We start from the raw sequence: 12754 nt of genomic DNA on the forward strand, positions 1-12754 counted from the left end.
AAAAGCAACTTGACATGAAAAAAATAAACAGAGGTCCTGCTCCCGAATACTTAAATTCTGAGAGGGTAAATAGTATTAAAAAGCAGCTGGAAGAAAATTTTTTAGATGCGGAAAGACAGGAACGACTTCGTTTCGACAGCTCCTTATTGCAGGAAATTAAATACGAACTGTTGAAGGTTTGTCATGGGAAATGTGCCTACTGTGAATCAAGAGTAGAAGTGGTAGGTCCCGGAATTATTGATCACTTTCGACCTAAAAACGGAGCCAGAGGCTTTTCCAATGAGTATGCTTCGAAACATTATTGGTGGCTGGCTTATGAATGGGATAATCTTCTGATATCCTGTCAGATGTGCAATGAAAAATATAAAAGAGACTATTTTCCGCTTGAAGACGAATCGTTGCGTTCCCGAATCGGAGCCGTGGGAGAGGAGCTTCTTCGCGAACAGCCTCTTTTACTTGATCCCTGTTTCGATAATCCGGATGAACATTTAGAATTTGATGAAAGCGGTTATGTTAGAGACTTGACGAAAAGAGGACAGGTTACCATTGAAATACTTGGACTGAACAGAAATGAATTGATTGACAGCAGACGTGAAGAAGCAAATCACTTAAAAAATAAATTAGAGATAATTAAAGATACAACTGATATTGATACTTCTTTTACGAGAGATTTCATTGCCTATATTACAGAATTGTTTTCAGAAAATGCTTCTCAGGAATATGTTGCTGTTCAGCGAAGTGTGTTCGAAAAATGGTATGAGGCAAATAAACAATTATGGGATGATATTGGTAGAGACGTGACTGAATTTTCAATTACGAAGTCAGCTCAGGTAAGTCAGAGTAAAGATTCTCAAGGCGCCAGAAAAAAGAGCGCTAAGGAAACGAGCATAAAACTTAATTCACTTAAGCGATTTTCCATTAAGAAAATTGAAATCGAGAATTTTAAGTCGATTAAGAAAATGACTTTAGACATACATGCAGTCAATGAAAAAGAGAACCGGGAATCCTGGCTTTTGTTACTGGGAGATAACGGTATCGGAAAGAGCTCTATTTTGCAGGCGGTCGCATTGGCATTAACCTCTAAAAAGCAATTGGCTAAATTAAAATTAGACGTATCCGATTATCTGACAACCGGTACAGACGAAGGCAAAGTCGTTATCTACAGTTATGAACATAATGAACCCATAACGTTAAAATTCAATGCGGAAGGATTTTATACGAAGTTAAAAGAAGCGCCGACTTTTATACTTGGTTACGGTTCCACCCGTTTATTGCCTAAAGGGCCCATAAAGCCTGATAGTAATAAGGAGCCTTATCTGAATGTTAAAAACCTGTTTGACTACAGTGTAGCCCTAAATGATCCTAACTTGTGGCTGAGCAACATTGAAACAGCCGAATTTAACGAACGGGTTGCGCCGGCGTTTTTTGATATCCTGGCTTTACGTGCCGATGATAAATTGTGGGTTGATAATGGAAAAATTATCATCAAGCAATTTGGTGAAGATCACTCTCTTGAAGACAATAGCGACGGCTATAAAACGATAACGGCACTGGTTTCGGATATTATGCAGACGCTCTCAATAGAAAAGGCAAATTATCATAATTCCCAAGGGATTGTTTTAATTGATGAGATAGGGAATCACCTGCATCCGAGATGGAGAATGAAGATAGTGAGTGCATTGCGCAAAGCATTTCCAAAACTACAATTCATTGTAACCACGCATGAACCTTTGTGCTTACGTGGATTATCCCATGGTGAAGTTGTTGTCCTTACCCGAGATAAAAAGAACAATGTTAAAGCTCTGGACAGCACTTTACTGCCCGATCATAACCTGATGCGCCTCGAACAACTGTTGACTTCCGATCTTTTCGGACTTATCAATGTACTTGATGAAGACACCGAAAAAACCTACGAGGAATATTACAAATTACTTGGAAAGAAAGAAGAAGATAAGACCGATGATGACAAGAATAAAATAGAGGCAATTTCTACAACACTTAAAGAAAAAGAGATGTTAGGAAACACGGCAACGGAGCAAATGTTATATAAATTAATTGATCAAACCTTTGCCAAAAATATCCGTGAGGAGGGATTTAAAACCAAGGAAGAGCTTAAGAAAGAGACCATTGATGAAGTGAAGGGAATGTTAAGCAATAAAAATATTGATTGGTTATGATATTTATAAAACGTCCGGATAAACCCGATTTTTTAACGGAACCCAATAACAAATGGCAGATTGAAACCGATAAAGCCATTGCGCATTATAGCAGCGGAAATACAAAGGCATTTAAATTTAAAATGTATAATGACCCTGCCATTAAAAATGCGTTAAAAGACATTTTTAAAAAATGTGCTTATTGTGAAAGCGTTTATGCACACGTGTATGATGGTGATGTTGAACATTTTCGTCCTAAAGGGAAAGTGAAGGAGAAAAATCCACAGACACCGGGTTATTACTGGCTGGCCAATGATTGGGATAATCTCTTTTTAGCCTGTCAGCATTGTAATCAACGCAGGAAGCATCTTTTGTTTGGGGCAGATAAGTTGGAAGGGTTTGGCAAGCTTGACCAATTCCCGATTTCTTCAGAGAGTAAAAGGCTGGTGAAATACACGGATAAACTGATCAAGGAAGAATCTGTAAGATTATTAATTAATCCCTGCAAGGATGATCCTACCAAGCATTTTGCATATGAAAACAAGGAAGCTGTGATTGTTCCTCTTACGCCTATGGGTGTGAAATCGGTTGAGGTGTATGTATTGCAAAGGTATTTATTGGTACAGGAGCGTAAGAAACAAATGCTGCTTTTATTCGCACAGATGGAACGGGTGAAAAGGGAATTGGGACGGTTTAACGATGATAAAAGTGCAGCGCAAAAAAAAATATTGGATGATGAACTTAACTTTTTGATAGCATATACTAAATCCGAGGAGGCTTATGCGGGAATGAGCAGGTTTTTTGTTAAATCCTTTTTGGAAGAAAATGGAATTACATTATGACCGAGATTGAAAATAGTTAGCGTTTGTAGTTTTGGAATCCTGTGCCTTTGGAATTAGAGCTTAGACAGGATTATGCTGAAGCTCAGGTTAAGGGAGGGTTTAGAGGTGGAGAAAGTAAATACCTGGTAGAAGGATTGATATTGGGATAATCTTTAAATAAAGTAGAGATAGTCTCTTTTTTCCAGGTAAATACCTAAAACCCTTCAATACTATCCCTGTAATCCCGGCCAATCGGAAGTGATATGCTGCCTACCTCCACAGTTTCAGCGGTATAGGATTCGATTTTATTCACTGAGATGATAAACGAACGATGAATACGTTTAAAGAGCGTGTCGGGTAGGAGACTCTCTATTTCCCGGGTGCTGATTTTGGAAATGATTTCTTTTTTTGTAGTCACGATCTTCACATATTCGCGCTGGCTTTCTATGTAGATGATTTCTGAAAATAAGATCTTAACTTTCTTTTTTTGAACATTCAGGAATATAAAATCCTTCGGGTCACCCTTTTCATTAGATTCCTGTTTTTCGTCCTGTTGTATTTTTACTTTATTGACTGCCGCTAAAAAGCGCTCGAATGAAAAGGGCTTCAGCAGGTAATCGGTTACGTTTAATTCGAACCCTTCAACAGCGTACTGGTGATAAGCCGTCGTAATAATTACCGACGGAGGATCCTGAAGGGTTTTCAGAAAGACCATTCCTTTTAATTTTGGCAGGTGGATATCCAGAAAAATTAAGTCGACGGTATGCTCTCTTAGAAATTCAGTAGCGGAAAGAGCATCCCTAAATGTTTCCTGCAATTCAAGAAACGGAATGTTCGTTATATAGTCGGTTATGACTTTTATTGCCAGAGGCTCATCTTCGATTATAATACATTTTATCTTATGCATGGCTCGAAAGGTTAATTTGTAAATGAACTGTGAATACAGCATCTTCCTGTTCGATATCAAGGGTATAATCGGTATAAAGCAATTCCAACTGTCTTTTTAAATTGGAAAGGCCTATATTTTCTTTAACCACAGCCGTTTTTTCTGCCGAATTCTTCACCATAAAGGACAATTGTTTGTTTTTAAGCGAAAGCTGAATAGTTACAAACGATTGGCTTCCCATTTCTGATACGCCATGTTTAAAGGCATTTTCTACCAGGGGAACCAGAAGCAGCGGCGGTACAAGCTGGTCGGGATCGTCTATATCATATCCAAAGTTGATGCTTAGCGAATCATCATAGCGCAATTTTTCCAGGGTAATATAATCACTGATAATCTTTTGCTCTTGTGACAGATTAATGAAACTGCCACCGGTTTCATAAAGCATGAACCGCAGAATATTAGATAGTCTTAAAATGGACTCCGGCGCTTGGTCGGATTTATCTTTTGCCAGTACGTAAATATTGTTTAATGTATTGAATAAAAAATGCGGGTTTGTTTGTGATTTCAGGTAATCCAGTTCTGCTTCCTGCTTTTCGAGACGCAGTTTTTGTGCGGTCTGCTTCAGCTGAAAATTTCGGTAGAAAAGGTTTGCGATCCCAAAGAAGACGAAAGAGAAAAATCCGGTCTCCGCCTGGTATTGCGTTTCATCCAACATCAAAGAATAGGCGTCGCCCGGAATTAAAGTACTTTGCCTGAAAGACGTATATATATGGAAGTCCAAGCCTATGTTTCTCCAGAAATACAAACCGACCGAAAGTACCAATAAATGGAGAACGGTGAGTACTATTCCAATTAAGACAGCTAAGTAGACAGGCTTTTTGTTGTTTATAAATCGCAGCGCATATTCAAAAAATATAAAGTTAACCACCAGTAAATAGAAAAGCCTCCAGATTTCATTTAAGAGTTGCGGCGTAAATACAGCATTGTGAATCATGAAATTCCCGACTGCACAAAAAAGCAACCAGATACCTCCCAGGAATAAGTAAAATTGAATGCGTTTTATTGGGATGTTTTTTTTCATCTAACTAATAAACAAATGTTTTGGTAAAAATAGTTACTGTTGTTCGTTTCTAAACATTTCTTTTATGACATGTGTAGACGAAAACCGGTTGTTTGTAGACACTGCCCAAATTGTACCAAATTGTTTGCGCAGCTTTGTGTCAGAAACCATAAATATATTTTATTATGCTAAGAAAAACAATAGTGCTTTCCTGTTGGCTTTACTTTGGACTTGCCACTGCACAACAGAAAAGCGATAAGCAACTCGCTGCGGAATACGACAAGGTATTAGTACAACAGTTCGCCGCTGATGGTCCCGGTGCGACTGTTCTGGTTGCCCGCAAAGGTCAGGTCATTTATTCAAAAGCTTTCGGGATGGCTAATCTTGAATTTGAAACACCCATGCAAACCGATAATGTCTTTAGGATTGGTTCCATTACCAAACAATTTACGGCTGTGGCAATACTGCAGCTCGTGGAACAGGGGAAGTTAAGTTTACAGGATGAAATTACAAAGTTTCTTCCTGATTATCCGACACAAGGCAACAGAATAACCATTGAGCATTTGCTGACCCATACTTCCGGCATTCAAAACTATACCGCGATAAAAAACAATCAACAACGAGAAGGTTTGGATTTCACTCCAAAGGAAATGATTGATTATTTTAAGGGACAACCGATGAAATTTGCCGCGGGAACCAATTGGAGCTATAGTAATTCAAACTATTTTTTATTGGGGTACATCGTAGAGAAAATAAGCGGTAAGACATATGGCGACTATATTGAAGAACATTTTTTCAAGCCGCTTGGAATGACGAATTCCTTTTATGCCCCCGACACAAAGATTATCAAAAAAAGAGCTGCCGGTTACAGTAAAAATAACGAGGGTTTTGAAAACGCGAAACCCTTAAGCATTACACAACCTTATGCTGCGGGTGCGCTACAATCGACAGTTTCTGATTTATTCAAATGGCATCAGGCTGTCCATTCTTATAAACTGGTTAAAAAAGAATTACTCGATACAGCTTTTAAACCTTTTAAACTGACGGATGGAAGAGAAACGGCTTATGGCTACGGCTGGCGCTTAGGAAATGTCTATGAAAATCCTACACTATGGCATGGCGGACTAATTAACGGATTTATGACTATGGAAACCTATCTGCCAAAACAAGATGTATTTGTTGCGGTTTTTTCGAGTTGTGACTGTTACTCCCTTGATGCAATTACTTCGAGACTTGCTGCTTTGACTGCCGATGAACCTTATGAATATAAGGAAGTCTCGATTGCAAAAGCTGGATTAGAGGATTATGCTGGTGTTTATGAAAATCAGAAAGGCTTGCAGCGTATTATAACCGCCTCGGCGAAAGGGCTTAACATACAAACAGGTCATGGTCCGAAATCGGAACTAAAGGGTTACGGAAAAGATTCATTTTTTACTGATAATATACAAGGGTTTGTATTTTCACGGAATAAAAAAGGACAAGTAGTTACTTTGACAACCAGAAACTTAAACGGAAATGAAACCTGGAATAAGACCACAAAACCGCTTCCTGACGAAAACGGAATAAAAGTCGACAGGAAAATCCTTGAAACTTATGTAGGCGAATATCAGCTTTCACCGGAATTTATTTTCACTATTACCTTGCAACAAGACCAATTATACCTGCAGGCACCAGAACAGGAAAAAGTTGAAATGTTTGCTGAATCCAAGACACGGTTCTTTTTAAAAGTTAACGATGCACAGTTTGAATTCGTTAAAGATGCATCGGGCAGTATAACCGATGTGGTTATGAGCCAGGGAGGTCGACAGGCCAAATCGAAAAAAGTGAAATAAGATTAAATGCAGAAAATAAGAACCTTCAGGAAGCTGGAGGTTTTTCTTTTATAGTGAAGCAGGTTGGGAAATCGGTATTATTTATTAGATCGCTTATTACTGAAAAACCCGCCTAAAACTGAAACCGGTGCAAAGATGAACATAGCCAATACTTGCGTCCAATGACTACCACTGGATTTTAAGAACGAGAAGGCTGCAAATCCGGCAATGATGAAAGCAAGGATGTAGTTGACCTTCAGGTTTTTTGTTGTTGAGATTAATTGCGTTATCAGTCCGCTGATAAAAGAAAATGCGGTTCCATAAATTGCTGTCAAAATCATAAAGCTTATGGAGGCATCCGAATGTGGATTGATATCGGAAATTTTAAAAAGCAGCAACGCGCTGATAACAAATACAGCATAACCTGCAATAACTCCTACAATTTGTCTTATCATTTTGATGGGCATTTGATTTATCAATAAGCCAAATATAAAAAAAACTGTGCTACGCTCGCAATGACCGATGGGAGAGAATCTCTACTGTTCCGGTTGAAAAAGTTCTATAAAATTACCGGAAGGGTCTATCAGTAGGATTTGAGAACCTGCTGGTCCGCTGATGATTTCATTGCGAAAATGAAGTCCTTGCGCTTTAAGTCTGGCGACTTCAGCATTTATATCCTCAACAATAAGTTCTATCCGGTTCCATCCGCCCGGAAAAGGCAGTGTGCCATCCGGCATAGGTCGGCCGGCTGAACTGGTTCTTCCGCTCAGTAATAACCGTAGATTCCCTTTAACAACATCAGCGAAGGCAGGAGCATTGTTTCTGATGAGGGAGAAGCCAAGATATTTTGTGTAGAAGTTGACGGATTTGTCAACATCCTCAACCATATATCTGATGTTTACAAGGTTACTGTCTGTTGGATTCATTTTATTATTGTTTACTGTTATAATAGATGCTTTTCAGTTGCTATTTCTTTGTATTATCAAATTTACGGATTAAAAACGATGTAAATAACTCTTTTCTAAGTTGTTAGTGAAGTTGATTGACGGCTTGCAATGATGAGGCTCCGATTCTTCGACTGGCTCAGCCACCGAGTAGCATAGCAGATTTTATTAATTTAAAAAGAGGCTTTATAGCCTCTTTTTAAATTGTTATATTTTCTTCAATTGCTTTACAACTGCTTCTCCAACAGCATGTGCGGATTGAGGGTTTTGACCGGTTATTAGGCGTTCATCGACAGCGACGTGTTCCTGCCACAAGCCGGATTTTTCGAATTTTGCTCCGCGTGCTATCAGTTCGGTTTCTAAGGCGAAAGGAACAACCTTTTCTAATTTTACGGCGGTTTCTTCCTCGTTGGTAAACGCATTTACTTTTTTACCGTCTACTAAATATTTCCCGTTACTCAATTTGATGTTTACCAATCCGGCAGGACCGTGACACACGGCACTTACAATTCCGTTGTTTTCGTAGATTTTTGTGGCAAGAGCTGCGATTTCTGTGTTGTCGGCTAAATCCCACATGGCACCGTGACCTCCTGCGAAATGGATGGCTATATAATCATTTGGATTTACTTGTGAGGGTTTCATCGTATTTTCCACTTTGTGGTGGTATTCGGTGTTGTCCCAGAATTTTTTGTTTACCGGATCGGTTAGATCGAAACCGTCCACCGGAGCCTTTCCGCCTTTAGGGCTTACAAAATCAATCTCATAACCGGCTTGGTGCAATACGTCCCAAGGATGGCTGACTTCGCTTAAATAGAAACCGGTTGCTACACCTGTATCGCCTTTTTTGTCATGGCTGGTGACTACAAATAAAATTTTCTTTTTCATGTTATTGTCTTGTTTGGTTTGTGCTGTACTATGATTCATGGTAAACGCAAAAAAGCTTACCAAAATGACCATTAAATTACGATTTAAAAAGCTAACTGTTGCTTTCATACTGCTTATTTTAATAGGGTTGCTAATTCAGAATTGATCATTGCTAGTTCTTCCGGCTGAAATACCACATCCAATGCCTTAGCGTTTGACAGTGCCTGAGCTGCATTTCTGGCTCCGGCCAGGGCAGTGGTTATTCCTTTTTGCTGAATGGTCCATCCCAATACCAATTGCGATACGTTTACCTTTTTGCTTTCCGCTATCGGATCCAGTTTTTCTAAAAATGATTTTACTTTATCCAAATCGTATTGTTTGAAATAACCGTTGCGATGATCGTCTTGTTTTAAAGTGCCGTCTGCAAAATATTTTCCAGTTAACAATCCTCTTTCCATAGGGCTGTAGGCAACAATTCCTATGTTTTGTTTTTCCGAAAATGGAATCAGCTCTTTCTCAATAGCTCGGTTCAGCATACTGTAAGCCACCTGATTGGAAGCCAGTCCCGTGGTTTGTTCTGCTTCCTGTAACTGGTCAACGTTATAATTGGAAACCCCTATGGCTTTTATCTTTCCCTGTTGTTTTAAGCGTTCCATCGCTTCCATGGTTTCACTGATCGGTGTTGTGGCATCGGCCCAATGGATCTGCAGTAAATCTATATAATCGGTGTTCAGTCGTTTTAGGCTTTCTTCCACTTCTTTCATAATATTTTCCTTTGAAGAAAACTTATATACCGGTAGTGTTTTTCCGTTATGGTTTACATCGAAAAAGTATTCACCTTTTCCGTTGTTACTGCCGTCCCATACTAATCCGAACTTGGTTAAAAGCTGTACTTTACTTCGGTCTTTACCTTTTAATGCTTTTCCGATTACTTCCTCACTTAAACCCAAACCGTAAAATGGAGCGGTGTCTATACTCGTTACTCCGTTATCTATTGAGGCGTGTATGGCTTCTATCGAGTCTTTTTCTTCATTTCCTCCCCATAAGGTGCCTCCAATTGCGAAGGTACCTAAGGCGATGGGAGATACTTTTAAATCTGATTTTCCTAAATTTCTCATCCTACTATTTTTAATTCTGAATTTATTTTCTTGCTATTCTGGAACTTATTAAAGTTACGATAATTGCCGCAGCTACCAGTAAGGCTCCTACCCAAGCTGTGGCTTCCAGTCCTAAAGCCGATTCTACTACCAATCCTCCGGCATAAGCACCTATTGCTATCCCTACGTTGAAAGCTGCAATGTTGAAGGCTGATGCTACATCTTCGGTACCGGGCAGATGCTTTTCCGAAAGCTGCACCACATACAACTGTAATCCGGGTACGTTGGAGAAGGAAAGTGCTCCCATAACAAACAAAGTGATAATCCCCAGTATCGGATTACCGGCGGTGAAAGTGAATACCAGCAAGGCGATGGCCTGTAAAACAAACATCCAGGTTAAGGCTTTAAGCGGATTTTTATTGGCTACTTTTCCTCCAACAAGGTTTCCTAAGGCGATGGCGATTCCGTAGAGCACCAAAACGATGTTTACCATGGATTCTGAAAGTCCGGTGATCTTTTGAAGGATGGGTGACAAATAAGTGAAGGCCACAAAAGTTCCCCCGTACCCTAAGGCAGTCATTAAAAATGCTAAAAGCAACCGACCGTTTGTGATTACTTTAAACTGGTCTTTTAAAGCACTTTTTTCTTCGTTTTTGATTTGGTCGGGTACTAATATCCAACTGGAAATTAAACCGATTACGCCCAATAGGGCAACACCAATGAAAGTAGCCCTCCATCCGAACTGCTGCCCGATAAAGGTTCCGAAGGGCACTCCGGTGACAATGGCAATGGTGAGTCCGGTAAACATGATCGAAATAGCAGAAGCTCTTCGGTTAGGAGGAACAAGTGCTGCTGCAATAGTTGAACCTATTGAAAAGAAAACACCATGGGCAAAACCGGTAACGATGCGGGCTATCACTAAAGTGGTAAAGCTTGGTGCTATTGATGCCAGGCCGTTGCCGACGATAAACAAGCCCATCAAGTAAATAAGGAGTTTTTTTCTTGGGATACTGCTGGTAAGTGCTGTTAGGATTGGTGCTCCGATGGCTACCCCAAGGGCGTATAAGCTGACTAATAATCCGGCGGATGGGATGGTGATGTTTAAATCGGATGCGACCGTAGGCAGTAAACCAACTACCACAAACTCCGTAGTTCCTATTCCGAAAGCACTAATAGTTAACGCCCATAAAGCGGCGGGTATTTTTTTTGATGTACTGCCGACTTCAGCAGTTGTTGCGTATGCGGTTGATTTCATATTTGTAATGCTAAAAATTAACAGTACAAATTTCCGTCGCTAAGCCTTGGCAGACGATGAGGTAAGTCAATATTTTAAAGTGATGTAAATCACATAGCGCTTTAGCCTTTAAAACGACTTAGGGTCTCACGGGTTACACCCAAATAAGCCGCCAATAGTTTTTTAGGGACTCTTTGGATTAGTTTTGGGAGTTTCTTTATCAGGTTGTTGTAGCGTTCTTCGGCCGTTTCGGTCAGTAATGACAGGATTCTTTGTTGTAATGCAATGTATCCATGGTGCGATTTTATTCGGAAGAAATTCGTCATCTTCGGAATTTCGTGGCACAGGTATTCGCGGTCTTCCCATTTCAGGCAAAAGAATTCCGAATCTTCTATACAATCGATGAAGATCGTGGCGGGCACCTTATTCTGAAAAGCATTGAAGTCGCTGGTCCAGTATTGTTCCATGGCAAACTGAAGAATGTGTTCTTTTCCGTTGTGGTCTATGGCATAGGCTTTGGTCAATCCATTGATAATCCAGTATTCGCAAGGTACCAGCTGATCCTTCTGAATCAGGAACTGATGCTTTTTAAGGGATTTGTAGGTGAAAAACTGAGAAATAACCTGCCATTCTTCATCGGTTAATGTGCAGATTTCTTCAATGTGTTTTCTGAGTAATAGGTACTGTTCTTCCATAGCTTAAAAGTATTTCAAAAAAGTCTTGATTGCAAAATCTATTGGAAAAATATAGTGTTGCTATCAATAACATTATACTAATTAATGGTTTACAAGTGGGATTGATTAGTGAAGAGAGGTTCTCTGGCTCCGTTTCACTGCGTTCGTAATGGTATTTTTGGCGGTTAAGTTGTTGAAATATAACGTTTTGTAAACATTTGAAATTTGGAAAATGCTTAACTTTAATAAAAAGTGTTATCATGAAAGTCTCTATAATCATAATTCTTGCGGTTATCGTTGTTTCATTATTTTTAGTGGTGTATTTAATTATACAAAATGAAAGGGATAAAAAAGAACTGGAAGATTTCTTAAACAATGATTACAAGCATCACGATGAGTCGGAAGTTGATGATGAGGGCAAGAAAGACTGATTTGAACCTTCGACACTTCTACAGCTCCAGTGACTGGCTAGTTTGAAAGACATTCTTTTTGTGAATGATTACATTGTTTTGTCATGCCTCCTCGCAATGACTTGTTTTTACTTCAAAATTTCCTCATCTTTTAAAATTGTGAATATCATCTTTTGGGAATACTACATTTGTTTTCCTTTAAAATATATCTTTGGCGTCCTTAAAAATTATAGAGATGAGCACGACTTGGTATGAATGTAAAGTAAAGTACAGAAAATTAGATGATAATGCAATTCAGAAGGTAGTTACAGAGCCTTATTTGGTAGATGCATTATCGTATACGGAAGCGGAAAGCCGAATTAATGAGGAGATGTCGGCTTATATCAGTGAAGAATTTAAAATCACGACCATCAGTGTGGCTAACTTGGCAGAGATCCATCCTTTTGAGAATTGTGACCGTTGGTTTAAATCCAAAGTTTCTTTAATATCCTATGATGAGGAAAGTGGTAAAGAGCGAAAAGCTACAATGTACTTGTTAATTCAAGGGAATGATATCAAAGAGGCGTTTGACAATACAAATGCCGCTTTGAACAATACAATGGGTGACTATACAATAACAGCTATTACGGAATCTCCGATTATGGATGTTTTTCCTTATTTCGGTGGTGATGAAGAGGGATTGGAACAATTGGAAAGGTTTAATGCACTTAAGGCTACTGCTAAAAGTATAATTGCTGATTCGGAAGATCCTGCGGAATTCGAAGATGTGGAAGAAGATGCTGAGGTGTCAATGTAAT

General features: G+C 39.3%; 13 protein-coding genes. 5 read left to right on the plus strand and 8 right to left on the minus strand.

Features of this window, described 5'->3' with window-relative positions:
* Positions 1-14: 14 nt before the first annotated feature.
* Positions 15-2177 carry an AAA family ATPase gene (locus tag AC3E9U_RS13010; RefSeq protein ID WP_488747352.1) on the plus strand — a complete coding sequence of 721 codons (2163 nt, stop codon included), beginning with the start codon at positions 15-17 and terminating at the stop codon, positions 2175-2177.
* Positions 2174-2998: a hypothetical protein gene (locus tag AC3E9U_RS13015; RefSeq protein WP_488747353.1), complete on the plus strand. Its 825-nt coding sequence runs from the start codon at positions 2174-2176 to the stop codon at positions 2996-2998. The genes AC3E9U_RS13010 and AC3E9U_RS13015 overlap by 4 nt, the downstream gene beginning before the upstream one ends.
* Positions 2999-3191: 193 nt before the next feature.
* On the opposite strand, the gene AC3E9U_RS13020 is transcribed toward AC3E9U_RS13015, so the two are convergent.
* Positions 3192-3884 (minus strand): LytR/AlgR family response regulator transcription factor, encoded by a 693-nt coding sequence (locus tag AC3E9U_RS13020; protein WP_488747354.1) that lies wholly within the window; start codon positions 3882-3884, stop codon positions 3192-3194.
* Complete coding sequence (locus tag AC3E9U_RS13025; RefSeq protein ID WP_488747355.1) at positions 3877-4944, minus strand: sensor histidine kinase; 1068 nt, start codon at positions 4942-4944, stop codon at positions 3877-3879. Before AC3E9U_RS13025 ends, AC3E9U_RS13020 begins: the two co-directional genes overlap by 8 nt.
* A gap of 164 nt (positions 4945-5108) precedes the next feature.
* Between AC3E9U_RS13025 and AC3E9U_RS13030 the strand changes: the two genes are divergently transcribed.
* The gene (locus AC3E9U_RS13030; RefSeq protein WP_488747356.1) at positions 5109-6755 is read left to right on the plus strand and encodes a serine hydrolase; all 1647 of its coding nucleotides are present in this window, start codon (positions 5109-5111) and stop codon (positions 6753-6755) included.
* Between the two features lie 77 nt (positions 6756-6832).
* Here AC3E9U_RS13030 and AC3E9U_RS13035 read toward each other — a convergent pair whose 3' ends face one another.
* The 6 genes from AC3E9U_RS13035 to AC3E9U_RS13060 form a co-directional block, all read right to left on the minus strand.
* A complete protein-coding gene (locus AC3E9U_RS13035; protein WP_488747357.1) occupies positions 6833-7189 on the minus strand; it encodes a hypothetical protein in 357 nt (118 codons plus the stop codon).
* Between the two features lie 81 nt (positions 7190-7270).
* Positions 7271-7660 carry a VOC family protein gene (locus AC3E9U_RS13040; RefSeq protein WP_488747358.1) on the minus strand — a complete coding sequence of 130 codons (390 nt, stop codon included), beginning with the start codon at positions 7658-7660 and terminating at the stop codon, positions 7271-7273.
* 225 nt (positions 7661-7885) lie between these two features.
* Positions 7886-8671: a type 1 glutamine amidotransferase domain-containing protein gene (locus AC3E9U_RS13045; RefSeq protein ID WP_488747359.1), complete on the minus strand. Its 786-nt coding sequence runs from the start codon at positions 8669-8671 to the stop codon at positions 7886-7888.
* Positions 8672-8676: 5 nt separating this feature from the next.
* Complete coding sequence (locus AC3E9U_RS13050; protein ID WP_488747360.1) at positions 8677-9660, minus strand: aldo/keto reductase; 984 nt, start codon at positions 9658-9660, stop codon at positions 8677-8679.
* Positions 9661-9682: 22 nt separating this feature from the next.
* Positions 9683-10894, minus strand: coding sequence for an MFS transporter (locus tag AC3E9U_RS13055; protein ID WP_488747361.1), 1212 nt, complete (start codon positions 10892-10894; stop codon positions 9683-9685).
* A 101-nt stretch (positions 10895-10995) separates the two neighbouring features.
* Entirely contained in the window at positions 10996-11568 is a 573-nt protein-coding gene (locus AC3E9U_RS13060) for a Crp/Fnr family transcriptional regulator (protein ID WP_488747362.1), read from the minus strand.
* Positions 11569-11807: 239 nt separating this feature from the next.
* Between AC3E9U_RS13060 and AC3E9U_RS13065 the strand changes: the two genes are divergently transcribed.
* Together AC3E9U_RS13065 and AC3E9U_RS13070 are read left to right on the plus strand one after the other, a co-directional pair.
* Complete coding sequence (locus tag AC3E9U_RS13065; RefSeq protein ID WP_488747363.1) at positions 11808-11978, plus strand: hypothetical protein; 171 nt, start codon at positions 11808-11810, stop codon at positions 11976-11978.
* Between the two features lie 214 nt (positions 11979-12192).
* A complete protein-coding gene (locus tag AC3E9U_RS13070) occupies positions 12193-12753 on the plus strand; it encodes a DUF4494 domain-containing protein (protein ID WP_488747364.1) in 561 nt (186 codons plus the stop codon).
* Position 12754 lies beyond the last annotated feature (1 nt).

It is taken from the genome of Flavobacterium sp. 21.1 (assembly GCF_057801535.1).